The sequence below is a fragment of the Bacillus sp. B1-WWTP-T-0.5-Post-4 genome (assembly GCF_009183795.1).
Classification (GTDB): domain Bacteria; phylum Bacillota; class Bacilli; order Bacillales; family Bacillaceae_G; genus Bacillus_A; species Bacillus_A cereus.
The window spans coordinates 631,258-657,237 of the sequence record NZ_WEIJ01000003.1 but is presented as its reverse complement, the minus strand read 5'-3'; the positions used below and the strand labels follow the sequence as shown (position 1 = coordinate 657,237).

The following is a 25,980-nucleotide window of genomic DNA, read 5'->3' as shown; positions in this document are numbered from 1 at the left end:
ATAAATGTTCGTTTTTTGTTGGCAAATTGAATTGAAAATAGGTATAATAAGATTAGCAATTCAGTTAAGGAGGAATTTTGAATGAGTGATCGTCAAGCAGCGTTAGATATGGCGTTAAAACAAATAGAGAAGCAATTCGGTAAAGGTTCAATTATGAAATTAGGAGAACAAGCGGAGCGTAGAGTTTCTACGGTTTCTAGTGGTTCTTTAGCACTTGATGTGGCACTAGGGGTAGGCGGATATCCACGTGGCCGTATTATCGAAATTTACGGACCTGAAAGTTCAGGTAAAACGACAGTTTCATTACATGCAATTGCAGAAGTACAACGTCAAGGTGGACAAGCAGCATTCATCGATGCGGAGCACGCAATGGATCCTGTATATGCACAAAAATTAGGCGTTAACATAGATGAATTACTATTATCACAGCCTGATACAGGGGAGCAAGGATTAGAAATCGCGGAAGCACTTGTACGAAGTGGTGCGGTTGACATTATCGTAATTGACTCTGTAGCAGCTCTTGTACCGAAAGCAGAGATTGAAGGCGACATGGGTGACTCACACGTAGGTTTACAAGCACGTTTAATGTCACAAGCACTTCGTAAGCTTTCAGGAGCAATCAACAAATCAAAAACAATTGCAATCTTTATTAACCAAATTCGTGAAAAAGTTGGGGTTATGTTCGGAAATCAACTACAAGTTGCTTAATCAAAGTGATGTACTTGAGTCTTTATTTGTCTTCTTCGACTAAGTCTTTATAAGGGATTTCTTATAGGGAGAGATTAAAGTGGCAGTGACAATTGGAAATAGAACTTATCGAAACATAGAACAATGGCAAGTGGATTTTATTGTGAAACATGCGGATAGAAAATTGAAAGATATAGGTAAAGAAATTAATCTTGATGAAAGGCGAGTAGGTGAAATATTAAAGTTACTCGGAATTAAAAGAACCAGACATAGAAAGATTTACTTGCCTAAAACCGCAGAAGTTGAACAAGAATTGAAAAATCCATATTTATCACATGTTGAAATTGCTATTAAGTATGGCGTATCCGATACATGTGTTGCTAAGAGGAGAAAAGAGCTTAATGTAAAGGTCAGAAAGAAAAATTATGATACTTTACTGGAACAACAGGTTGAACAGATGTTGTTAAGTTTAGATCTGGCGTTCATTAAGCAAAAAAGAATCGATAAGTGGTCTATTGATTTCTACTTAGGTAGAAAATATTGTTTAGATGTCCATGGGAAATGGGCACACTCACTCAAAAAGATAAAAGAACGAGATAAAAGAAAACTTTTATTTATGGAAGAGGGCTGCTATAAATATCTTGTTATACATGAAGAAGAGTTAGCAAATAAAGAAAAAGTCTTACAAAAGATTAAGGAGTTTACCATGGGTTTCCCTTGCTAGTGATAGCATGTTAAAAAACCTTGTGAACCTTATTGCCTAAGGGTGTAACTATCCATATAGTTGCTAACGGTGAAGCCCACCATTATTTAGGGTAATACCGTGCCAAGCTCCATAGTGATATGGGGAAGGTGTAGAGACTACCGAAAAGGACTTTTAGTTAACTGAGTAGGGTACGGCAGATGATAGGCTACTGCTGGAAGTGCAAGGCTCTCTGTAAAGAGATGAAGAGATAGTCCAGACTATAGAGATGGAAAATCTATAGATAGTGCCAGAAACAACTCCAGGTGGTCGTGCGTTGAAATTCTATTCAACTGTTCGTCTTGAAGTGCGTCGTGCGGAGCAATTAAAGCAAGGTAACGACATCGTTGGTAATAAAACAAAAGTAAAAGTAGTGAAAAATAAAGTAGCACCACCATTCCGTGTTGCTGAAGTTGATATTATGTACGGAGAAGGTATTTCAAGAGAAGGTGAAATCTTGGATATGGCTTCTGAGCTTGATATCGTTCAAAAGAGCGGTGCTTGGTATTCTTATAATGAAGAACGCCTAGGACAAGGTCGTGAAAATTCGAAGCAGTTCTTAAAAGAAAATACAGATTTAAGAGAAGAAATTGCCTTCTTTATTCGTGAGCATCACGGAATTAGTGAAGATTCTGGTGCTGAGGGCGCAGAAGATTCAACTCTTCTTGATTAAAAAAATAAAAGACACGGCCTCGTGTCTTTTATTTTTTTATCTACTATTAAGGAGCATAATATTATAGATAAAAAATATTTTTTTACTTCAAATGCGTTGTGTAAAGAGGGATATTTAAATATTTTAAGTAAAAGAAATGGTAATTACTAAGGTTTTCCAGTATAGTAGGCTCCTTACTTTTAAAATTTAGGTCACATTCAAGGCTGAAGGCAAAGAAAGTAAAAGTAGACAACGCTTGACAATGAAAATTACGATAGATACAATGAGAATGTATATTTTTTCTTATATACAATATACTCTTCTCAAGAAGAGAAGTAATATTCGGAGTAAGGTTTAAATCTTACCGAAATAATAATATGACATTTTAATTGTGAAATGAAGAAAGTCCCTTAAAAAAGCGGGACGACGGTCTTTGCTGTATGTTGTAATTCAATGTACATGCCGACAGTCTTTTTTCATTCATAGCAAGGGGAGGTGAAATCATGACGAGTACAGTTTGGATACTCATCTCCATTTTGCTTGCAACAGTCGGTGCAGTTGTTGGCTTTTTTGTTCGAAAGTCTATTGCTGAAGCGAAGATTAATGGTGCGGCTAATGAAGCGAGACGTATTTTAGACGAAGCGAATCGTGATGCTGAAGCACTTAAGAAAGAAGCGCTTTTAGAAGCAAAGGATGAAATTCATACACTTCGTACAGAAGCTGAATTAGAAATTCGTGACCGTAGAAGCGAATTACAAAAACAAGAAAATCGTTTAATGCAAAAAGAAGAGAACCTTGATCGTAAAGACGAAACGCTCGATAAACGCGAGCAACAGTTAGAGAAGAAAGAGGAATCTCTTGTAGCGAGACAACAACAGATTGAAGAGTTGGAAAGCAAAGTGGGAGAGTTAGTTCAAAAGCAACAAACAGAATTAGAGCGCATTTCCAATCTGACACGCGAACAAGCGAAAGCAATTATTCTTGGTAAAGTAGAAAGTGAAGTTTCTCATGAAATCGCTGTTATGGTAAAAGAAAGTGAAGTTCGCGCGAAAGAAGAAGCGGATAAGAAAGCAAAAGAGATTTTATCTCTTGCAATGCAAAGATGTGCAGCTGATCATGTTGCTGAAACAACCGTTTCGGTTGTAAATCTTCCAAATGACGAAATGAAGGGACGTATTATCGGGCGTGAAGGTCGTAATATTCGTACGTTAGAAACGTTAACGGGTATTGACTTAATTATCGATGATACACCAGAGGCGGTAATCCTTTCTGGATTCGACCCAATTCGTCGTGAAACAGCTCGTATCGCTCTTGATAAACTAGTGCAGGACGGACGTATTCACCCAGCGCGTATTGAAGAGATGGTCGAAAAATCAAGACGTGAAGTGGACGAGTATATTCGCGAAGTCGGAGAGCAAACAACGTTTGAAGTGGGTGTTCACGGATTACATCCAGATTTAATTAAAATTTTAGGTCGTTTAAAATACCGTACAAGTTATGGTCAAAACGTCTTAAAACACTCTATGGAAGTTGCATATTTAACTGGACTTATGGCGGCAGAGCTTGGCGAGGATGAAAAACTAGCAAGACGTGCAGGTCTATTACATGATATCGGAAAAGCGATTGACCATGAAGTAGAAGGAAGCCACGTTGAAATTGGTGTTGAACTTGCAACGAAATATAAAGAGCATCCTGTAGTTATAAACAGTATCGCATCTCACCATGGTGACACAGAACCAACTTCTATCATTGCAGTTTTAGTTGCAGCAGCAGATGCTTTATCAGCTGCAAGACCGGGAGCTCGTAGTGAAACACTTGAAAACTATATTCGTCGTCTTGAAAAGTTAGAAGAGATTTCAGAGTCTTATGAAGGCGTTGAAAAGTCATTTGCAATTCAAGCAGGACGTGAAGTTCGTATTTTGGTAAAACCAGATACAATCGATGACTTAGAAGCTCATCGTTTAGCTCGTGATATCCGAAAACGTATTGAAAATGAACTGGATTACCCAGGACATATTAAAGTAACTGTTATTCGTGAAACACGTGCAGTGGAATACGCAAAATAAAGTGGTGAAACACCACTTTATTTTTTTGTGTTGGAATTGGATAAAATAAAGACAGTTAGTTATATAGTATAAAAGTGAAACAAACTTATAATAAACATATTATAAGGAATTTACTTGATGCTATAGCAATAAAAAATGCAGTACATAGAAAGGGTAAGACATATGAGAATATTATTTGTTGGGGATGTAGTAGGATCTCCTGGTAGAGGTATGATTCAACAATACGTACCGGCATTAAAGAAAAAATATACACCTACAGTAACAATCATTAATGGAGAAAACGCAGCAGGTGGCCGTGGGATTACAGAAAAAATATATCGAAACTTTTTAGAATGTGGGGCGCAAGCAGTTACACTTGGAAACCACGCTTGGGATAATCGTGAAGTATTTGAATTCATCGATGATGCAAAATATCTTGCAAGACCAGCTAACTTCCCAGAAGGAACTCCAGGAAAAGGACTTATCTTTGTGAACTGTAATGGAACAGAAGTTGCAGTTATTAACTTACAAGGACGTACTTTCCTTCCTCCGATTGATTGTCCATTCCGTAAAGTGGATGAATTAATTAATATTGCGAAAAAACGTACGAATATTATCTTTGTTGATTTCCATGCGGAGACTACAAGTGAAAAACAAGCGCTAGGTTGGTATGTAGATGGGCGTGCTACAGCAGTAGTAGGTACGCATACGCATGTCCCTACAGCAGATAACCGTATTTTACCAAGCGGAACAGCATACATTACAGATGTTGGGATGACAGGGCCATATGACGGAATATTAGGTATGGACAGAGAAGCAGTATTGAAGAAGTTTTTAACAAACTTACCAGTACGATTTGAAGTAACAAATGGTAGAACGCAATTAAGTGCAGTGTTAATTGATGTGGATCCAAATACAGGAAAAGCAAAGAAAATTGAACGTATTTTAATTAATGACGATCAACCATTTTTTGAGTAAATTCTCGTTAAATTTTAGATAAGTTATTATATTTTAATTTTTTAGAAAAATTACGAAAATTTAGCAGGAATACGCGCCATTCCTCGTGAATATAAGTTAAAGTGAAATAATTGCTAATACTTTTTAAAGAAACGAGGAGGAAACGCGGAATGGAAATATTAAAAGTTAAAGCAACGTCGGTCCCTAATTCTGTAGCTGGTGCACTTGCAGGTGTTATTCGCGAACGCGGAACAGCAGAAATTCAAGCTATTGGTGCAGGTGCATTGAACCAAGCGGTAAAGGCAGTAGCAATTGCAAGAGGATTTGTAGCGCCTAGTGGTTTGGACCTGATTTGTATCCCAGCGTTTACAGATATTATGATTGATGGCGAAGAGCGTACAGCAATAAAATTAATTGTAGAACCTCGTTAAGTTTTAAACAACCTGTTTGCAGTATGCAAACAGGTTGTTTTTATAATGGAGGAATGAAAATGAAAATTTTTGATGCTCATTGTGACGTGCTTCTTCAGTTATGGAGTGCACAAGGGAAAAGGAATTTTAACGATGATTCACAATTACATATTACATTTGAACAGTTAAAGAGAAGAAAAGGAAGTATACAATGTTTTGCTATATATGTACCAGAAACAGTGGCATATGAAAACCGATTTGAAGCAGCATTACAAATGGTAGATATTTTTTATAATGAAATTTTATCCCTACCAGGTGTAAAGTTTATTCAGACAAAAGATGATATTAACATGTTAAAACAGGACGAGGTTGGAGCGATATTAACACTAGAAGGATGCGAAGCAATTGGAAAAGAAGCAATGAAATTACGGTTGTTGTATCGCCTAGGAGTACGTTCTTTTGGACTAACATGGAATTATGCCAATCTCTTAGCTGATGGTGCGCTAGAGACACGTGGGGCGGGTTTAACGTATTTTGGTAAACAGGTTGTACAAGAACTGAATGCGCTACATGTATGGACTGATGTGTCTCATCTGAATGAAAGAAGTTTTTGGGATGTTATAGAGATTGCAAAAAATCCTATTGCTTCCCACTCAAATTGTATGAAACTTTGCGAGCACCCACGTAATTTAAACGATGAACAACTTAAAGTTCTTATAAAGAAAAATGGCATGATCGGTGTCACTTTTGTACCGCAGTTTCTAACGAATGAAAATGAAGCAAATATAACAGATATAGTAAGACATATCGAATATATTTGTTCATTAGGTGGAGAGTACAATATAGGATTTGGTTCAGATTTTGATGGGATTTTAGAAACAGTTGTAAATGTATCAGTTTATCGAGATTATGAAAATGTAATGAATGAGCTTTGTAAACACTATGCTGCATCTACTGTAGAACGATTTTTATATGATAATTTTGTAGAACATATGAGTTTTTAAGTTTTGGTTTAAAATTCAGAAAAATTAAAATTAATTCATTTGATTTTATTGCTTTTTTTAAGACCTAATACTAGAATGAAAAACAAAATAGCTTTATACTAAAGATTCAGGGAAATCAGAAGAGGCATAATTTGCGTCCGTTGTAGTTTATTTGCATAAAAAATGCTAAACTATTACTGTAAAAAAATACACTACAATGAATGCAGCCAAAAGGGGTGTAGGAGATGATTAGTCAACTTTCATGGAAAGTTGGAGGCCAACAAGGTGAAGGAATTGAAAGTACAGGAGAAATCTTCTGTATTGCATTAAACCGATTAGGATATTACCTATACGGTTACCGCCACTTCTCATCACGTATAAAAGGCGGCCATACAAATAATAAAATTCGTGTAAGTACAACAGAAGTACGAGCGATCTCAGATGATTTAGATATTTTAATTGCTTTTGACCAAGAAACAATTGATTTTAATTTCCACGAACTACGTCCAGGTGGAATTGTAGTTGCGGATGCGAAATTTAATCCAACAATACCTGACAATACAGATGTAAATCTATATGTGATACCGTTTACAGATATTGCTTCAGAATTAGGCACATCATTAATGAAAAACATGGTTGCTGTTGGAGCATCAAGTGCAGTATTAGGATTAGATGAAACAGCTTATTTAGATGTTGTTGAAGAAATCTTTGGTCGTAAAGGAGAGCAAGTCGTTCAAAAGAATATGGACGCAATTAAACGCGGCTCTCAATATATGAAAGAATTACTAGGTGAGAAAGTAAACATGATGCAGCTTGAAAAAGCTGATGGTAAAAAACGCATGTTTATGATTGGAAACGATGCAATCGCATTTGGTGCGGTAGCTGGTGGTGCTCGTTTTATGTCAGCATACCCAATCACACCTGCATCAGAAATTATGGAATACTTAATTAAAAAATTACCGAAAGTCGGCGGAACAGTAATCCAAACTGAGGATGAAATCGCAGCTTGTACAATGGCAATCGGTGCAAACTATGCTGGTGTTCGTACATTAACGGCATCTGCTGGTCCAGGTCTTTCATTAATGATGGAAGCAATCGGTTTAGCAGGTATTACAGAAACTCCATTAGTAATTGTTGATACACAACGTGGCGGCCCAAGTACAGGATTACCAACTAAGCAAGAACAGTCTGACTTAATGGCGATGATTTACGGTACGCATGGTGAAATTCCAAAAATCGTAATGGCGCCAAGTACAGTTGAAGAAGCTTTCTATGACATTGTAGAAGCATTTAACTTATCTGAAGAATATCAAGTTCCTGTTATTTTCTTAACAGATTTACAGCTTTCTTTAGGAAAACAAACAGTAGAACCACTTAAATTAGATAAAGTGGAAATTCGTCGTGGTAAGCTTGATTTAGAAGTAGAATTACCAGAACGTGAAAATAAAGCATACTTCAAGCGTTATGAAGTAACAGAAGGCGGCGTTTCACCACGTGTTTTACCTGGTATGAAAAATGGTGTTCACCATGTTACAGGTGTAGAACATGATGAAACTGGAAAACCATCGGAATCAGCAATAAACCGTAAAGATCAAATGGACAAACGTTTCCGTAAAATGGAGAACTTGAAGTTTAATACCCCTGTTTATAAAAATGTTAAGCATGAAGAAGCAGACGTATTGCTTGTTGGATTTAACTCAACTCGTGGTGCGATCGAAGAGGCAATGACGCGTTTAGAACAAGAGGGTATGAAAGTAAACCATGCTCATGTGCGTTTAATTCACCCGTTCCCAACAGCTGAAATCGATCCACTTGTGAAAAAGGCGAAGCGTGTTGTAGTAGTAGAAAACAATGCAACAGGTCAGCTTGCTAACATTATGAAAATGAATCTTGGTAATGGTGAGAAAATTTCTAGTCTTTTAAAATATGATGGAAACCCATTCTTGCCGAAAGAGATTTACAACGAATGCAAAAAAGGGGTTGTATTAAATGGCAACATTTAAGGACTTTCGTAACAGTGTAAAGCCAAACTGGTGCCCAGGTTGCGGAGACTTCTCAGTGCAAGCTGCAATTCAACGTGCGGCAGCTAACGTTGGCCTAAATCCAGATGAACTTGCTGTTATTTCTGGTATCGGCTGTTCAGGCCGTATTTCAGGTTATATTAATTCATATGGTGTGCATAGTATTCATGGTCGTGCCCTTCCAATTGCGCAAGGTGTGAAAATGGCAAATCGTGATTTAACAGTTATCGCTTCAGGTGGTGACGGTGATGGGTTTGCGATTGGTATGGGTCATACAATCCATTCTATTCGTCGTAATATCGACATTACGTACATCGTAATGGATAACCAAATTTACGGATTAACAAAAGGGCAAACTTCACCACGTAGTGAAGCTGGATTTAAAACGAAAAGCACACCACAAGGTTCAATTGAACCATCACTAAATGTAATGGAAATGGCCTTAACAGCTGGTGCGACATTTGTGGCGCAAAGCTTTTCGAGTGATTTAAAAGAATTAACACAAATTATTGAAGCTGGTATTAACCATAAAGGATTTTCATTAATTAACGTATTTAGCCCATGTGTTACTTACAATAAAGTAAATACTTACGATTGGTTTAAAGAGAATTTAACGAAACTAAGCACAGTAGAGGGATATGATCCATCTAATCGCATGATGGCTATGCAAACTTTAATGGAAAATAACGGTTTAGTAACAGGGTTAATTTATCAAAATACTAAGCAACCATCATATCAAGAACTTGTTAAAGGCTATAGTGAAGAGCCTTTAGTGAAATCTGATTTAAATATGGATCAGAAAATGTTTGATGAGCTTGTTGCTGAATTTATGTAATGTAAGAAGAGGAGGTTGCCGATTTGGTAACCTTTTTTTATGTACAAAAATATAGGGTAGCCTTATTTACTTAGAAAATTCAGAATGATAAAATAATATATAAATCGTTGTATGAAAATGGCAAGTTCATTGCTTATGAAATGTAAGATAATAAAGGGCCTCTTTATTGTTAAAATTGGCGAAATACATCATACTATGGTAATGTTTATAGGGATAAAGCAATATGCTTTTTGGTAGGACAACAAGAAATGATAAAAAGGGAATGTCTATTTGCGTGGGGAAGACTTCATTCTTATGAATGATTAGATTGATTACTCAAGTTTCAAAGGACAAGTTATCTCTCAAGCTATCTAACCATTTTTGAGGTGAGTCTAGGCGCATTAAAATGGACTATAGAGTATGTATAGTTAAGGGTGAAAGGAGATTACCGATGAACGAGCAACAACGATTAGCAAGTCAACAAGCAAATTCCTCTACGAAAAAAGAAGAGAAAGATTATAGTAAATACTTTGAAAATGTATATCAACCACCTTCCTTAAAGGATGCGAAAAAGCGTGGGAAAGAAGAAGTTAAAATTGAACGGGATTTTGGCTTACCTGAAGAGTTTCGCAATTTTGGTACAGGAAGAAAGTTCTATATTCGTACATATGGTTGTCAAATGAATGAGCATGATACGGAAGTAATGGCAGGTATTTTCACCGCACTTGGATATGAACCAACTTTTTCAACTGAGGATGCAGATGTAGTTTTATTAAACACTTGTGCAATTCGTGAAAATGCTGAAAATAAGGTGTTTGGTGAGCTAGGCCATTTAAAGTCACTCAAACGAAGAAATCCAGACCTTTTAATTGGTGTATGTGGTTGTATGTCTCAAGAGGAATCTGTTGTAAATAAAATTATGCAAAAAAATCAGCATGTAGATATGGTATTTGGAACGCATAATATTCATAGATTACCGTACATTCTAAAAGATGCGATGTTCTCGAAAGAGACGGTAGTTGAAGTATGGTCAAAAGAAGGTGACGTAATTGAAAACCTTCCGAAAGTACGTCGTGGTGATATTAAAGCTTGGGTAAATATTATGTATGGCTGTGATAAATTCTGTACGTATTGTATTGTACCGTATACACGCGGAAAAGAGCGAAGTAGACGTCCAGAAGATATTATCCAAGAGATTCGTCATTTAGCTGCAAATGGTTATAAAGAAATTACTTTACTTGGTCAAAACGTAAATGCATATGGTAAAGACTTTGAAGATATAGAATACGGTCTTGGCGATTTAATGGACGAACTTCGTAAAGTTGATATTGCCCGTATTCGTTTTACAACGAGCCATCCACGTGATTTCGATGATCACTTAATTGAAGTGCTTGGAAAAGGTGGCAACCTAGTAGAACATATCCATTTACCAGTTCAATCTGGAAGTACGGATATGTTGAAAATTATGGCACGTAAATATTCGCGTGAGCATTATTTAGAACTTGTAAGAAAAATTAAAGAAGCAATTCCAGATGCAGTATTAACAACAGATATTATCGTTGGTTTTCCAAATGAAACAGATGAGCAATTTGAAGAAACGATGTCGTTATATCGTGAAGTAGGGTTTGATACTGCCTTTACATTCATTTACTCTCCTCGCGAAGGTACACCAGCTGCAAAAATGAAAGATAATGTACCGATGGAAGTAAAGAAAGAACGTCTTCAACGCTTAAATACACTAGTAAATACGTTGGCAATTGAAAAGAATAGTCGTTACAAAGGTCAAATTGTAGAAGTGTTAGTTGATGGGGAAAGTAAAAATAATCCGGAAGTACTTGCAGGTTATACTCGTACGAATAAACTTGTAAACTTCGTCGCTTCAAAATCTTTAATTGGTCAGCTTGTGAAAGTAAAAATAACGGAAGCAAAAACTTGGTCTCTTAACGGGGAATTAGTTGAAGAGCCGATTGAGGTGAAATAATAGATGAAAGTATATTCGAAAGATGACATTGTTGAACAAGCGAAAGAATTAGCAAAAATGATTTCTGAAACAGAAGAAGTTGATTTTTTTAAGAAAGCAGAGGCGCAAATTCATAAAAATGAAAATGTAAAGCGCGCAATCGATGAAATTAAAGCACTGCAAAAACAAGCAGTAAACTTGCAACATTACGGGAAATGGGAAGCTTTAAAAAAGGTAGAAGCTGAAATTGATGCATTGCAAGATAAGTTAGACAGTATTCCAGTCGTACAACAATTTAAATCTTCACAAACATACGTAAATGACTTATTACAGTTAGTTGCTAGTACAATTTCTAACAACGTAACAGATGAAATATTAATTTCAACTGGTGGTGATGTACTAAAGGGTGAAACTGGCGCAGCGGTAGAAAGTAAAAAAGGAAATTGTGGTTGTTAAAGAGATGTCATATTGACATCTCTTTTTTTGTGGATTAAACGTAAGGTCTTCTCAAAAAAAGAATGACACATTCCGCTATTGTCACGCATATGATTAAGTGAATAGTGATTGAGGAGGGTTACGAATGTCCGAATTTAGAGAGATTATTACAAAAGCAGTGGTTGGAAAAGGACGTAAGTATACAAAGTCAACGCATACATGTGAATCGAATAATGAGCCAACAAGTATTTTAGGGTGCTGGGTAATTAACCACTCGTACGAAGCAAGAAAGAATGGAAAACATGTGGAAATTGAAGGTTTCTATGATGTGAACACTTGGTATTCATTTGATGGAAATACAAAGACTGAAGTTGTAACAGAACGTGTGAACTACACGGACGAAGTAAGTATTGGTTATCGTGATAAAAACTTTTCTGGTGACGATTTAGAAATTATTGCTCGTGTTATTCAGCCGCCAAATTGTTTAGAAGCACTTGTATCACCAAATGGTAATAAAATTGTTGTAACTGTAGAACGTGAATTTGTAACAGAAGTAGTTGGAGAAACGAAAATTTGTGTAAGTGTAAATCCTGAAGGCTGCGTAGAATCAGATGATGATTTCCAAATTGCTGATGATGAATTTGAAGAATTAGATCCGAACTTTATCGTTGATGCAGAAGAAGAGTAATAGAAAGCTAGGGAGAAGTTCTTCCTAGCTTTTTACTTTACATAAGTGGCGCTGAATGAACATGATTCTTTATGAAATATGTTATAATGAAGAAAGACTCCTGAAATAGGAGATAAGAGTGTCCGTGAAATGCGACATATATGAAAATAGATTATCATGTAAGAATTATGGAGGAAAAGTATGACTCAATATACGCCTATGATACAGCAATATTTAAAGGTTAAGGCAGATTATCAAGATGCCTTTTTATTTTTTCGCTTAGGCGATTTTTATGAAATGTTCTTTGAGGATGCTGTTAAAGCAGCCCATGAACTTGAAATTACATTAACGAGCCGAGATGGCGGTAGTAGTGAACGTATACCAATGTGCGGTGTACCATATCATGCGGCTAAAAACTATATTGAACAACTTGTTGAAAAAGGATATAAAGTAGCTGTTTGTGAGCAAGTAGAAGATCCGAAAACAGCTAAAGGTGTAGTACGTCGTGAAGTAGTACAATTAATTACGCCAGGAACGATGATGGAAGGGCGTACAATTGATGAGAAAGAAAACAACTTCTTAGCCGCATTAACACATTTTGAAGATGGATCATATGCATTAGCTTGTAACGACTTAACGACTGGACAAAATACAGTAACGTTACTGACTGGTTCAGTAGAAGATATTTTATTAGAAGTGTATGCAACTGGTTCGAAAGAAATTGTTGTTGATTCTTCATTTTCTAAAGATGAACTAAACAAGTTAACTGAAACATTGAAAATGACGATTTCGTATGAAGATGCAACGGCAATTCCGGAAGGATTAGAACATCTTGTGAAAAATGTTTCACAAGCAAAATTAATTAAAGCAGTTGGACGTTTATTTAACTATGTAATAAGAACGCAAAAACGTTCTTTAGATCATTTGCAACCAGTAGAAATTTATTATACGAATCAATTTATGAAAATTGATGTACATTCAAAGCGAAATTTAGAACTGACAGAAACACTTCGGACGAAAGAAAAAACAGGATCACTATTATGGTTATTGGACAAGACGAAAACAGCTATGGGTGGTCGTATGTTAAAACAGTGGATGGAACGTCCACTTATACAGAAAGAAAGAATTGAAGAGCGTTTAGAAATGGTTGAAACGTTTGTAAATGATTACTTCTTACGTGAAGATTTAAAAGAAAAGTTAAAAGAAGTATATGATTTAGAACGCTTAGCAGGAAAAGTTGCATTTGGTAACGTAAATGCAAGAGACTTATTACAATTAAGACGTTCATTACTTCAAGTGCCAGCTATTTTAGAAGCAATTAGTTTGTTAGATAACGCTTATGCATCGAGATTAATTCAAGGTGCAGATCCATGTGAAAGCTTAACAGAATTACTAGGAAGAAGTATTCAAGAAAACCCACCGCTTTCAATTAAAGATGGAGATATTATTAAAGATGGTTATAATGACAAGCTTGATCAATATCGTTACGTGAGTAAAAACGGGAAAACGTGGATTGCTGAGCTTGAAAAAAGAGAACGTGATATTACTGGAATTAAATCGTTAAAAATCGGATACAACCGTATTTTCGGTTACTACATTGAAGTAACGAAAGCGAATCTTGCAGCACTTCCAGAAGGTCGCTATGAACGTAAACAGACGCTTGCTAATGCTGAACGTTTCATTACAGATGAACTGAAAGAAAAAGAAACGTTAATCTTGGAAGCTGAAGAAAAAATCGTACAGCTAGAATACGATTTATTTACAGCACTTCGTGAAGAAGTAAAAGTATTTATTCCGAAATTACAACATTTAGCGAAAGTAATTAGTGAATTAGACGTACTGCAAAGTTTTGCGACAGTTAGTGAAGAAGAACAGTTTGTAAAACCTGTACTGACAACGAAGCGCGAAATCTTTATTAAAGATGGTCGTCATCCTGTCGTTGAAAAAGTATTGAACGGGAAATTGTATGTACCGAATGATTGTATTATGCCAGAGAATATGGATGTCTTTTTAATTACAGGGCCGAACATGTCTGGTAAAAGTACGTATATGAGACAATTAGCACTTGTAACGGTTATGTCGCAAATCGGTTGTTTCGTACCAGCAACAGAAGCAGTATTACCTGTATTTGATCAAATCTTTACGAGAATTGGTGCAGCGGATGATTTAATATCAGGTCAAAGTACATTTATGGTCGAAATGTTAGAAGCGAAAAATGCAATTGCAAACGCATCAGAAAGAAGTTTAATTTTATTCGATGAAATTGGACGCGGTACATCTACCTATGATGGTATGGCACTTGCACAAGCAATTATTGAACATATTCATGACCAAATTGGTGCAAAAACGTTATTCTCTACGCATTATCACGAATTAACGGTGTTAGAAGAGAGTTTAGATCAACTGAAAAATGTACACGTTTCAGCAATTGAAGAGAATGGAAAAGTAGTATTCCTTCATAAAATTCAAGACGGGGCAGCAGATAAAAGTTACGGAATTCACGTTGCGCAACTTGCAGAGCTTCCAGATAGCTTAATCGCCCGCGCGAAAGAAGTGTTAGCACAGCTAGAAGGACAGGAAGAAATTATTATTCCAAAACGAGTAGAAGTGAAAGTACAAGAAGCTGCTCCAGAACCTGTAGTTGTAAAAGAGGAAATAGCAGAAATACAGGAAACGAAAGTAGAGACTGAAGAAGAATCGCAACTATCTTTCTTTGGAGGAGAACAGTCTTCGAAGAAACAAGACAAACCTCTGCTAGATCAAAAAGAAACAGCAGTATTGGCGCAAATTAAAAAAATCGATTTACTTGATATGACACCTTTAGAAGCGATGAACGAATTGTATCGCTTACAGAAAAAGTTAAAGAAAGGGTGAGTAAGTAGATGGGGAAAATTCGCAAACTCGATGACCAACTCTCTAACTTAATTGCGGCAGGGGAAGTAGTAGAGCGCCCTGCTTCAGTCGTAAAAGAACTTGTGGAAAATTCTATCGATGCGAATAGTACATCTATTGAAATCCACTTAGAAGAAGCTGGGTTATCGAAAATTCGTATCATTGATAACGGTGATGGTATTGCAGAAGAAGACTGTATCGTCGCTTTTGAACGCCATGCGACGAGTAAAATTAAAGATGAAAACGATCTGTTTCGCATAAGAACACTCGGTTTCCGCGGTGAGGCATTGCCGAGTATTGCCTCTGTTAGTGAATTAGAATTAATTACTAGCACAGGTGATGCGCCTGGTACACACCTCATAATTAAAGGTGGAGACATTATAAAGCAAGAGAAGACTGCGAGCCGAAAAGGAACAGATATTACAGTACAAAACTTATTCTTTAATACACCAGCGCGTCTTAAATATATGAAAACCATTCATACGGAGCTCGGGAATATTACAGATATCGTGTATCGTATTGCAATGTCACATCCAGAAGTATCGTTAAAACTGTTTCATAATGAAAAGAAATTGCTTCATACATCAGGTAACGGTGATGTAAGACAAGTACTTGCATCGATTTACAGTATTCAAGTTGCGAAGAAGCTTGTTCCAATTGAAGCTGAATCTTTAGACTTTACAATTAAAGGTTATGTAACATTACCAGAAGTAACGAGAGCATCTCGTAATTATATGTCAACGATCGTAAATGGTCGTTACGTTCGAAACTTTGTACTAATGAAAGCAATTCAGCAAGGATACCATACATTACTGCCAGTCGGCCGGTATCCAATTGGCTTCTTATCGATTGAAATGGATCCAATGCTAGTTGACGTTAACGTACATCCAGCGAAGTTAGAGGTTCGTTTTAGTAAAGAACAAGAATTGCTAAAGCTGATCGAAGAAACATTGCAAGCTGCATTTAAAAAAATACAGCTCATTCCAGATGCAGGCGTAACAACGAAGAAAAAAGAAAAAGACGAAAGTGTGCAAGAACAGTTCCAGTTTGAGCATGCGAAGCCGAAAGAACCATCTATGCCGGACATTGTTTTACCAACTGGCATGGATGCAAAACAAGAAGAACCGCAGGCTGTGAAACAGCCACCACAACTGTGGCAACCGCCGAAACAAGAATGGCAACCACCACAGTCGCTCATAAGAGAAGAACAAAGTTGGCAACCATCCACTAAACCGATAATCGAAGAACCAATTCAAGAAGAGAAATCGTGGGACAGTAATGAAGAGGATTTTGAACTAGAGGAATTAGAAGAAGAAGTTCGGGAAATAAAAGAGATTGAAATGAACGGGAATGACTTACCACCACTTTATCCAATTGGACAAATGCATGGAACATATATTTTCGCTCAAAATGATAAAGGCTTATATATGATTGACCAGCATGCCGCGCAGGAACGTATTAATTATGAATACTTCCGTGATAAAGTAGGAAGGGTAGCGCAAGAAGTACAAGAGTTACTTGTACCGTACCGTATTGATCTATCTCTTACTGAATTTTTACGTGTCGAAGAACAGTTAGAAGAACTAAAAAAAGTCGGGCTATTTTTAGAACAATTCGGCCATCAATCTTTTATCGTCCGCTCGCATCCAACATGGTTCCCGAAAGGACAAGAAACAGAAATTATCGATGAAATGATGGAGCAAGTTGTTAAACTAAAAAAAGTGGATATTAAAAAGTTACGTGAAGAAGCAGCCATCATGATGAGCTGTAAAGCATCCATTAAAGCGAATCAATATTTAACGAACGATCAAATATTTGCCTTACTGGAAGAATTACGTACAACAACAAACCCATACACATGCCCACACGGAAGACCGATTCTTGTGCATCATTCTACTTATGAGTTGGAGAAGATGTTTAAGAGGGTTATGTAGAGTGAATAAATTATATTTCAAAAGGGAGCAACATTTACTGTTGCTCCCTTTTCATATGTAGATTTAATAGTTAAACGAGAATAAGGTGGAGTAATTTTGCAGTTTATTTCTTGGTTGCGTTAGCTTAAATTTATCTATGTATAAAAAAGCGCTGTATACAGCACTTTTTAAAATGTGCATGAATTGTATCATTACTAACTAAATAACTATGCATGGCCAAATGTTGCTTCTTATTTGGCTAATTGTTATAAAGGTCTATACAATTACTTATTTTTATTATTATTAATTTTTTCAGTGTATAGAACTTGCTCTTTATAGTGCTTCTTAATTGGGAAGTTATGTGTACCTGTGCCGTTCTTGAATTTTTTATCAATGGGGTTCTTTAGAGGAACTGTTGTAGTTTCAGTAAATTCATATGGGTAATTTATTTTAGATTTATCTTCAAACATGAAAATGCCTCCTTTTAGGATCTCCTAAATTCTTTACTATAACATGATATGCATATAGATATTTTTTGGACTAGTTATTTATATAGGTTAATGGAATTTAATTACATAACTACTGAAACATTTTAAAGGAAAACAATTTGAGAAAGAAATGGTATGAATAGCTGTTGGCTCCTATTGTTGTTTTTTTGTTTGACAGCACAGTGAATTATGTATATAAATTCAATATAGATTGTTTTTATAATATGGTTTATATGGGATTTTCCTGATAATATAATGTGGAATATTATAGTGTTATTAGGTTATTAGGAACATTTAATGCTGTTTCATAACTGAAAGGGAATTGAAAAAAAACTGAAACTTTTCTCATAAAAATTCAATCTAACTTGAAAAATGAAAGGAAAATGAAATTTTCCAAAAGATATTCTTTGTTAAGATAAAAAGCATACATACAAAAAGTATTGACATATCTTAAAAATGTATTTTCAAGATATAGTGGGGGAAAAGATGAGATTAGAAAAACAATTAATAAAAAAGATGTATTATGAAACATTCCTAATGGAGAATGAAACAAAACCAACTCTTGACGTACTTGGACAAGCTTATGTAAACGAAGAAAAAAATGAGATTTCTGATGGGTCTTATATTCGTTTTGCACAAGGTGAATTTTATTATCGTCATCAAGATTTTGAAGCAGCTATTTTTAAATGGGAGAAGGTTAGTAATGAATTAGCACCATGGGCACAAAAAAATATTGCGGATGCTTATTTCGAACTGAATCAGTTATCATTTGCTGAAAATATTTATACTTCTATTACTACTGATAATAAAATATTGATGACCGAAATTAGACTACAATTACTTTCTCTTTACATTGAGCAAAATAATTTTGACTCAGCTTTCGGTGTTATTAAAGAAGCAGTTTCTTTAAATCCTGATTATCCGAATGTCACAAAAATTGCCCGTTCCTTTTATGAGGAACAGCAAGATTTTGATAGTGCAGTAGAGCTTGCTGTGAATGAGTTAATTCGCATAGAATCGTATCCTTGGTTTGAGGTGTTAAAAGGATATATCGATAAAGGGTTTACTAAACATATTTCACCAGACTATTTTTATGATGCATTAGCTACATTAAATAATGTAGATCAAGTACAATTTACGCAAATGGTTTCATCACTCTGGAACAGTTATAAAAATGAAAAAAATTACTTATTGTGGCTTAACACAATAAATGAATTTTTCTTACATATTGAAATACATTCGTCCGATATATGGAACAAAGTTTCTGCTCTTTACGAAGAAACGTACTTTGCATTAATTCAAGGTCAATATACGCTTAGACAATTAAACGATATCATTCCAAATCTGTTAGCAAATTGGTTAAAGGTAGTCAATCCATCTTATGCTGTATTTCCATCTGCAGCTGTATTGGCATGGGATGAGATTTTCCCTTCCAAAATAGATTCAGCAAATATAGAACATGCGGAAAACTTACTGTCACATTCTATTAATCATGTAAATGGCTTAGAGTACAGCTTACACCTTTTTGAATCTATTACACAGTGGGCACAAAAGCAGAATATAGAAATAGGTCACCGATTTAAATGGTTAGTTGACGAGCTCGCAGATTTAAGAACAAATCGTATTTTAGTAACGGGAACTTCAGGGAACGGAAAAACTACATTTATTAACTCTATATTAGGAGAAAATATATTAGAAAAATCAATTTCAAATGTAGTAGTTTTAAAAAATGATGCTCATATAGAAATAAACGCTATAACAGACTCAGCAATTACAACAACGGAAGATGTCTCTGATTACCATAATATGATGTCTCAGCACCATCAAACATATAGAGATAGAGCGTGTGTTGAATTTAAATTACCATGTAGATTTTTAAATGAAAATAAACTTACATTTGTAGTGACACCTGGCTTTAATAGGAATAACGACACTAGAGATGAGATATTCGAATATTTAAATTCTGTAGACGAATTACTGTTCGTATTGAATGCGGATTCACCTTTTACTGATAAAGAACGTGACATTCTATTAAGTATTCAAGAGCATACGCCAAATTTACAAATTCATTTCTTATTAAATAAAATCGATAACATTTACAGTGAAGCAGAAGTGAAAAGGGTATTACATGATACGGCAACGAGAATAAACACATATTTCCCGTATGCGAGAATTTTCCCTTATTCCTCGTTATATACAAGTAGTCAACAATTAAATGATTTAACTGAGTTTATTCATTTTAACTTTAATCATAAAAATATCGATGCAGAACGTACTGAAAAGTTATTATTTTTCATTCGAAAAACAATTACATATCTTTTGGATAAACGTGTTGAGAAAGAAAATAATCTGGTGGATGCTATTAATTGGAATGAAGATATGCTAGTGAAACTAAACGGTAGCATTAATAACCTTACTACATTTGAGAGGGAAAAAATTCATTTCATTACACAATCATATCGTTCAATGAAGACTGAAATTACAAATGATCTTACTGAAAATATTCCGAAGATATTAAAGAGCTGTTCTAATTTAATTAGTGAAGAAAGTGATTTCGGGCACATGGATACGGAACTAAATAAAGCAATGAATGAAAGAGTGCATAAATATTTAGAACAAACTGTGTTACCTAATCTGGCTCTTTCTATGCAAAATTGGATTGCAACTTCTAATAATGAGCTTCTTCAAAGTCAAACGTATTTAGAAGAACTTAGTGAAGGGCTTAATTCACTATTTGGAGAAAATAGAATACAGTTAGAATGTGACTTTAAAGTACTTGATGACTGGCGCAGAGATACTGACAGGATGACGACTAGAATACAAATGGATGAAGTAAATATTTTACGTCGATTTACGCCAGCACAATTTTTACTGAAAAGTGCCGGTAAATTATTTGGAGTTCTTCCTAAAAATAAATCTATGCTATATAACAAATACAAACAGTATGTAGAAAATGAAGATTATACTGAAGTAACGGCTTCTATTATGAAGAAATTTTTCTTGCAATTTGAGCTGTTTGAAAACACACAAGAGCGAGATATTAATATATTCTTTAGGAATCCATTTAACTCCTTAAAGCAAGCTGTAGAAAACACGCATTTAGAAATACAAGAAAAACAAGAGATATTACATAAGATGAAATCAAATCCTGAAATCTATCACGATTCTATCATGCTCTTTGAATTGAGATTGCGTCAATGTGAAGTGATTTTAAATATAGGTGATGATAATACTTTTGCGGATGTAGTTTTAGAAACAAGCGTAGAATAAAAAATCTGATGTGTTATAAGAAAGTAAAAAGGAACAACTGTAATAAGTTGCTCCTTTTTCATATAGATTATTTTTCTGTTTCTTTAATTTTAGTTTGTACTTCGCCAGTTTTAATTTTATTACTTTCTGAGAAACGTAATAAATCGCCTTCAATAATTTTGTCAGACATTCGTAATTCATTTTGTGCACGTTTAATGAGGGCTTGAGCTTCTTTTTTTGGTAAATCTACAATTTCACCTGTTATACGGTCGTAGAAAGTGTTGTTTTTGTATGCATACTTATCTGTAACGAAGCTACCATCACGTAAAACAACAAAGCCAGTATATTCATCTGAAAACATATCATGGCCAAAACGGATATCATTCGTAGAATCAACACCTAATAAATTTAGAATAGTAGGTTTCATATCGATTTGTCCCGTAGGCTTTGAAATAGTTTGACCTTCTGTTTGTCCAGGAATATGAATATATAAAGGTGTACGTTGTAAATTTAAAGTATCAAATTCTGTTATTTGATCTTTTTCTAAAAACTGTGCCATTGCACGATTATGTTTTTCGGAAATGCCATAATGATCACCGTATAACATAATAATAGAATTATCGTAAAGCCCCTCGGCCTTTAGACGTTCAATAAATTTTTTAATGGATTCGTCTAAGTAACGTGCTGTTACGATGTAACGATCAAATACGCCATTACCAGAGTTGTATGGTTCAATGAATTTTGTATCTTCATCATACGTAAATGGATAATGGTTTGTTAAAGTAAGGAAACGAGCATAGAATGGTTGATTAACAGTTTTTAATATATCTACTGATTGATCAAAGTATTCGATATCTTTTAATCCCCAATTTAAATTTGTTTCTGGCGTGATTTTGTAATCAAGTTCATTATAGTAACGGTCATAACCAAGAGCGGAGTACATAATATTACGATTCCAAAATGTTGCGTTATTCGCATGAAATACAGAAGTGAAATAACCTTGCTGACGTAAAATTTCTGGAGTTGCAGTATAATCATTGTTACCGTGTGTAAAGAATACAGCTCCTCGATTTAATGGATACAACGACGTATCGATTAGAAATTCAGAATCAGATGTTTTCCCTTGACCAGTTTGATGGAAAAAGTTATCAAAGTAATAACTTTCATTTATGAATTCATTTAGGAATGGTGTAACTTCTTGCCCGTTCACTGATGCGCCTATTAAGAAGGTCTGCAAGGATTCAAGAGTGACGACAATTACGTTTTTTCCTTTCGCTGCACCAAACATATTAGGGTTTGGCTCGCTTTGATTTGCTTTTACGTAGTTTTCAGTTTCTTGTAATTTACTACTATCAGCAAGTGCTTTTTGTGACCCAGCTTTTACTTGCAGTGTTAAGTCATATACTTGGTGAGTATATAAGCCTAAATTTTTGACAAGCATGACTCGGTCGAATGATCTTGTTAATAATTCAGGGCGCTCTTTTTCTGCAAGATGTAGATTCGCAAAGAATACACCAATCGTTAAAAGAAAGTATAACAAGCGCGTAGAATGAGTTACACGTTCTGTTTTAAAGACCAATGATTTCTTTTTTAATAAAATAAAGAAGAAAACAATGTCTACGAATGCGAGTATAATTTTGTAGTTTAATATTTCTATAATACTGCCGCCTAATTGGCCAAAGTTTGAGGTTTGTCCAAGTACTGGTAATGTAACGAAATCATTATAAAAATCATAGAACATTACATTTCCAACAAGCACGATTGTTAATAAGAAATTAATACAGAGCGCTATATAATTTCGCTTTTCACCAGTTGCAAATAATGCTAATCCAACAAATGCTAATGATGCGGCTAGAGGGCTAATAAACAAAATGAGCTCTTGCGTCGAAGACTCGATTTTTAAATCAAAACTGAATCGCGTAATAAGATATGTTTTTAACCATACCGCTAAAGCCATTATTATAACAAAACTTATATTTTGCATTTGTAAATTTATTTTGTTCTTCATTTTTACACCTTCTTTATATAATTTATTTAACTAAAGTTATATATTATGTTTTTATAACTATTAGAGTGTAATGAACCATTTAGACTTTGTTTTCTAAAGGGAATAATTTGAAGTATTCATATATATAATGGGGTTTTTTAAAGCGTAGTAGCATAAATATAACTCTTTTTGAGAAACGGGCAGAACAAGTCATAGTTGTAGTGAAATTGACTTATAGACATCCTACCATATTAAACACTATGATGATGTTACAAAATATCGAACAAATAAAAGTGAAAATGGATAGAGACTTTTAAAACGGTTGACATTCAATTTATTAGAATTGAATGTCAATCGTTTTAAATATACAGTTATATTACATATGTATTTTGTAAAATCAAGATTTTTTGTCTGTTAATCATTAGCCGTGAAGGGTAGGGGACTTATTAATATACTTTTACTATATAAGTAAAGTGTTTTGAAATTGAAAATATTTGATTGACATCTTAATGATAAAAATTAAATGTCAGATAAGTACTTTCCAACATACAGACCACTTGCAGCTGCTTGAGATAATGAATGCGTAAAGCCTGAACAATCTCCAATTAAAAATAGCCCATGTACACTAGTTTCAAAATGATTATTAATTTTTATCGTAGGAGCATAGAACTTTCCATCAATTCCATATAGTAAAGTATGTTGATCGATAGGCTCTTGTATAAATTGTTCTAAACGTAATAAAAATTCTTTTAGCCCTTCAATATATAATTGAGGAATTTCTTGATTCAAATCTCCATAATCTCCCTGTAGTGTAGGTTGTATACGATTATGTTCCATGCTGTTTTCCACCGTAGGTTGTTTCTTTAGTAAGTCCTCTAAGCGCTGTATAACAATCCGATCTCGTCCTTGGTTAATGCCTTGAATAATTGAACTTGCGTATACATTTGCTTCTTTGAGAGTTGGAAAATAGCGAGGAATAAATAAAGTGAAATTTAAGTTAGAAGTGCCAGTTCCTTGCTCTCGAAAATTTTGACCGTCAGGCATAACTAAACATTCTTCGTACTTTCGAATGATTCGTCCTTTTGGATTCATACAGTAAGTAGTTGCTATGAAATGCTCACCTTGATAAGAAAGTTTTGTTTCAAAAGTATCTTTTAATATAGAGCGTAATTGATGTTCTTTCATTTCTACTCTAATTCCTAAATCTACACGTGTTTGCTCCTGAGAAATATTTAGGGAACTGCACATTTCTTTTAACCAATCGGCCCCAGAGCGCCCAGTTGCAAATACTAGTTGCTTAGTTTGAACTGTTCCTTGATTTGTATCTATTGTAAAATGATCTTCCTGTTTCAGAATATGTTGTACATCTATATGAAATTGGATCTTTATTTTCGTCAGTAAAAATTCATAGAGCTGCTGAAAAATGTTACTGGAAAGTGTAGTACCAAGATGTCTTACTTCTGTTGTTAGCATTTGTAAACCACACGCTTCAGCTCTCTTAGTGAGACTTGAATTTTCAGTAGAATATTTTGAAACCGAACTTCCACCAAACTGACATAGAATTTCATCTACTTCAGCCATGAGTTGTATAAAACCCTCTTTACCGACTTTTTTCTCAAGTTCTCCGCCAAATCCGTTTGTATAATTAAATTTCCCTTCAGATTTGCCTAAACCACCAAACCCGAAATATTTATCACATGTAGTACAATTACACACTTTTCCTTCGTCTAAAGGACAATGGCGATCTTCTAGCGCTTTACCTTTATCAAGAATTAAAACTTTTTTGTTACTTTTAGCTAGTGAATACGCCATAAAAATGCTACTTACTCCAGCGCCGATAATCGTAACATCATACATATTTTTCCACCTGCTAACGAATAGTTTGTTTTTTATTTTTCTAGTGTATAACAATTTTATGAAGTTAAGAAATAGCTTTTATTAATAAAGTGGGAGTTTTTGAACTTGATGCTTTATTAATTTCTACGAGTGGTGGAGTAAATACAAAAATTTTTATTTGAAAGAAGAAACAGTTTAAAAAATAACTATGTCATATGATTAATAACATCTTACATAGAAAAAAACAGACCTTTTAAGTGAAGAGGTCTGTTAATGATTTTAAATCTTATTTAGCAAACACATGATTACCAATCACTGCTACTGTTTGACGTGTCGTAATCCACTTGTCCGTTGATGTTTTTGGATTGTAGAAATAAATCCAGTCTGAATCTACTCCATTTGTGGAGATAGCCTCTTCTACAGCCATTTTTGCTTCTGCACTTGCAGGTTGATTAATTCTTCCATCTGTAACAGGAGTAAATGCATATCCGTATTTAATAGGTTCATAAATAACGCCTGTTATTGTATTTGGAAAACCTTTTGCATTTACACGATTTAGTATAACTTTCGCTACTGCTACTTTTCCTTTATACGATTCGCCACCTGCTTCAGCAGTAACTAAGCGTGCCATTAAGTCTTTTTCTTTTTGTGAAATACTTAAGTTGATTTTTAAATGTTGTCCTGTATAAAGCTTGTTTCCGACTGTATTGTTCATTTGTTTTATAGATTGGACAGTGACATTGTAACGCTTTGCTATCGTTTCTAATGAATCTCCCGGTTGTACTTGATAAATAATTTGTTCAGAAATGTTCGCAGGCTTGGCGTTTTGAGGAACAGTGATTTCATTTGATTTCACGGACCCTGGAATATGTAACTGTTCGCCAATAAAGGTTTTATCGTTTCCTTTATTATTAGCCTGTTTAATGGATTGTATTGAAACTCCGTATTGTTTACTAATGCCCCAAAGTGTATCGTTCTTTTTTACTGTATGAATGATAGAAGCTTCAGCTGTACTTTGACTACATACGAATGTAATTGCAGCTGCAGATAAAGGGATTATATGTTTTAGTTTTAGTAATTTCATTGTAAATCCTCCTAAGAAAAAATTAAGGTGAAACTATTAAGTAATGTAGTTTGAAATGTATATATGCGTAATATATTAATGTAAGTATATTAGCACATATAAAATAAATAATCACTATAAGTTTCATATTCGTGTAGTGTAGAGTCCGAATATGAAAT

The 25,980-nt window shown here is 34.7% G+C and carries 17 protein-coding genes and 2 pseudogenes; 15 read left to right on the top strand and 4 right to left on the bottom strand.

Going from position 1 to position 25,980, the window contains the following annotated elements:
- Positions 1–81: 81 nt before the first annotated feature.
- From recA to mutL, 14 genes and pseudogenes are all read left to right on the top strand, one after another.
- Positions 82–690, top strand: a pseudogene (gene recA, locus GBN91_RS14015) (recombinase RecA); the annotation flags it as partial.
- 97 nt (positions 691–787) lie between these two features.
- Complete coding sequence (locus GBN91_RS14010) at positions 788–1,411, top strand: PDDEXK family nuclease (RefSeq protein WP_000301532.1); 624 nt, start codon at positions 788–790, stop codon at positions 1,409–1,411.
- Positions 1,412–1,679: 268 nt separating this feature from the next.
- Positions 1,680–2,102: pseudogene (locus GBN91_RS14005) on the top strand (recombinase RecA family protein); the annotation flags it as partial.
- 482 nt (positions 2,103–2,584) lie between these two features.
- Positions 2,585–4,147: a ribonuclease Y gene (rny, locus tag GBN91_RS14000; protein WP_000204911.1), complete on the top strand. Its 1,563-nt coding sequence runs from the start codon at positions 2,585–2,587 to the stop codon at positions 4,145–4,147.
- 162 nt (positions 4,148–4,309) lie between these two features.
- Positions 4,310–5,104 (top strand): TIGR00282 family metallophosphoesterase, encoded by a 795-nt coding sequence (locus tag GBN91_RS13995; protein ID WP_001221095.1) that lies wholly within the window; start codon positions 4,310–4,312, stop codon positions 5,102–5,104.
- A gap of 149 nt (positions 5,105–5,253) precedes the next feature.
- Positions 5,254–5,514: a stage V sporulation protein SpoVS gene (gene spoVS, locus GBN91_RS13990; RefSeq protein ID WP_000404341.1), complete on the top strand. Its 261-nt coding sequence runs from the start codon at positions 5,254–5,256 to the stop codon at positions 5,512–5,514.
- Positions 5,515–5,573: 59 nt separating this feature from the next.
- Entirely contained in the window at positions 5,574–6,497 is a 924-nt protein-coding gene (locus tag GBN91_RS13985; RefSeq protein WP_152121619.1) for a dipeptidase, read from the top strand.
- Between the two features lie 224 nt (positions 6,498–6,721).
- A complete protein-coding gene (locus tag GBN91_RS13980) occupies positions 6,722–8,479 on the top strand; it encodes a 2-oxoacid:acceptor oxidoreductase subunit alpha (protein ID WP_152121618.1) in 1,758 nt (585 codons plus the stop codon).
- Positions 8,466–9,332, top strand: coding sequence for a 2-oxoacid:ferredoxin oxidoreductase subunit beta (locus GBN91_RS13975; protein WP_000190155.1), 867 nt, complete (start codon positions 8,466–8,468; stop codon positions 9,330–9,332). Before GBN91_RS13980 ends, GBN91_RS13975 begins: the two co-directional genes overlap by 14 nt.
- Positions 9,333–9,762: 430 nt before the next feature.
- Positions 9,763–11,292, top strand: a complete 1,530-nt coding sequence (miaB, locus tag GBN91_RS13970) for a tRNA (N6-isopentenyl adenosine(37)-C2)-methylthiotransferase MiaB (RefSeq protein ID WP_001005378.1) — start codon at positions 9,763–9,765, stop codon at positions 11,290–11,292.
- Positions 11,293–11,295: 3 nt separating this feature from the next.
- Positions 11,296–11,727: a YlbF/YmcA family competence regulator gene (locus GBN91_RS13965; protein ID WP_000870461.1), complete on the top strand. Its 432-nt coding sequence runs from the start codon at positions 11,296–11,298 to the stop codon at positions 11,725–11,727.
- 124 nt (positions 11,728–11,851) lie between these two features.
- Positions 11,852–12,394 carry an outer spore coat protein CotE gene (gene cotE, locus GBN91_RS13960; RefSeq protein ID WP_001288799.1) on the top strand — a complete coding sequence of 181 codons (543 nt, stop codon included), beginning with the start codon at positions 11,852–11,854 and terminating at the stop codon, positions 12,392–12,394.
- Positions 12,395–12,574: 180 nt separating this feature from the next.
- A complete protein-coding gene (mutS, locus tag GBN91_RS13955; RefSeq protein ID WP_000196026.1) occupies positions 12,575–15,247 on the top strand; it encodes a DNA mismatch repair protein MutS in 2,673 nt (890 codons plus the stop codon).
- An 8-nt stretch (positions 15,248–15,255) separates the two neighbouring features.
- Positions 15,256–17,199, top strand: a complete 1,944-nt coding sequence (gene mutL, locus GBN91_RS13950) for a DNA mismatch repair endonuclease MutL (RefSeq protein WP_000516465.1) — start codon at positions 15,256–15,258, stop codon at positions 17,197–17,199.
- A 263-nt stretch (positions 17,200–17,462) separates the two neighbouring features.
- Here the strand turns inward: mutL and GBN91_RS13945 are convergent, their stop codons facing one another.
- Positions 17,463–17,648, bottom strand: a complete 186-nt coding sequence (locus GBN91_RS13945; protein WP_000461138.1) for a hypothetical protein — start codon at positions 17,646–17,648, stop codon at positions 17,463–17,465.
- 504 nt (positions 17,649–18,152) lie between these two features.
- Between GBN91_RS13945 and GBN91_RS13940 the strand changes: the two genes are divergently transcribed.
- Entirely contained in the window at positions 18,153–20,936 is a 2,784-nt protein-coding gene (locus tag GBN91_RS13940; RefSeq protein WP_001235307.1) for a dynamin family protein, read from the top strand.
- Positions 20,937–21,003: 67 nt separating this feature from the next.
- Here GBN91_RS13940 and GBN91_RS13935 read toward each other — a convergent pair whose 3' ends face one another.
- From GBN91_RS13935 to GBN91_RS13920, 3 genes are all read right to left on the bottom strand, one after another.
- Positions 21,004–22,923: an LTA synthase family protein gene (locus GBN91_RS13935; protein WP_152121617.1), complete on the bottom strand. Its 1,920-nt coding sequence runs from the start codon at positions 22,921–22,923 to the stop codon at positions 21,004–21,006.
- Between the two features lie 498 nt (positions 22,924–23,421).
- Positions 23,422–24,759, bottom strand: a complete 1,338-nt coding sequence (locus GBN91_RS13925) for an NAD(P)/FAD-dependent oxidoreductase (RefSeq protein ID WP_152121616.1) — start codon at positions 24,757–24,759, stop codon at positions 23,422–23,424.
- Between the two features lie 265 nt (positions 24,760–25,024).
- Positions 25,025–25,822: a cell wall hydrolase gene (locus tag GBN91_RS13920; protein WP_152121615.1), complete on the bottom strand. Its 798-nt coding sequence runs from the start codon at positions 25,820–25,822 to the stop codon at positions 25,025–25,027.
- Positions 25,823–25,980: the final 158 nt, after the last annotated feature.

Bases quoted from the DNA above. Each gene is read 5' to 3' on its own strand.
- GBN91_RS13925 (WP_152121616.1), bottom strand. From the start codon at position 24,759: ATGTATGATGTTACGATTATCGGCGCTGGAGTAAGTAGCATTTTTATG.
- mutS (WP_000196026.1), top strand. From the start codon at position 12,575: ATGACTCAATATACGCCTATGATACAGCAATATTTAAAGGTTAAGGCA.
- GBN91_RS13975 (WP_000190155.1), top strand. From the start codon at position 8,466: ATGGCAACATTTAAGGACTTTCGTAACAGTGTAAAGCCAAACTGGTGC.
- miaB (WP_001005378.1), top strand. From the start codon at position 9,763: ATGAACGAGCAACAACGATTAGCAAGTCAACAAGCAAATTCCTCTACG.
- GBN91_RS13920 (WP_152121615.1), bottom strand. From the start codon at position 25,822: ATGAAATTACTAAAACTAAAACATATAATCCCTTTATCTGCAGCTGCA.
- GBN91_RS13945 (WP_000461138.1), bottom strand. From the start codon at position 17,648: ATGTTTGAAGATAAATCTAAAATAAATTACCCATATGAATTTACTGAA.
- GBN91_RS13980 (WP_152121618.1), top strand. From the start codon at position 6,722: ATGATTAGTCAACTTTCATGGAAAGTTGGAGGCCAACAAGGTGAAGGA.
- GBN91_RS13985 (WP_152121619.1), top strand. From the start codon at position 5,574: ATGAAAATTTTTGATGCTCATTGTGACGTGCTTCTTCAGTTATGGAGT.
- GBN91_RS13965 (WP_000870461.1), top strand. From the start codon at position 11,296: ATGAAAGTATATTCGAAAGATGACATTGTTGAACAAGCGAAAGAATTA.
- GBN91_RS13935 (WP_152121617.1), bottom strand. From the start codon at position 22,923: ATGAAGAACAAAATAAATTTACAAATGCAAAATATAAGTTTTGTTATA.
- cotE (WP_001288799.1), top strand. From the start codon at position 11,852: ATGTCCGAATTTAGAGAGATTATTACAAAAGCAGTGGTTGGAAAAGGA.
- spoVS (WP_000404341.1), top strand. From the start codon at position 5,254: ATGGAAATATTAAAAGTTAAAGCAACGTCGGTCCCTAATTCTGTAGCT.
- rny (WP_000204911.1), top strand. From the start codon at position 2,585: ATGACGAGTACAGTTTGGATACTCATCTCCATTTTGCTTGCAACAGTC.
- GBN91_RS13940 (WP_001235307.1), top strand. From the start codon at position 18,153: ATGAGATTAGAAAAACAATTAATAAAAAAGATGTATTATGAAACATTC.
- GBN91_RS13995 (WP_001221095.1), top strand. From the start codon at position 4,310: ATGAGAATATTATTTGTTGGGGATGTAGTAGGATCTCCTGGTAGAGGT.
- mutL (WP_000516465.1), top strand. From the start codon at position 15,256: ATGGGGAAAATTCGCAAACTCGATGACCAACTCTCTAACTTAATTGCG.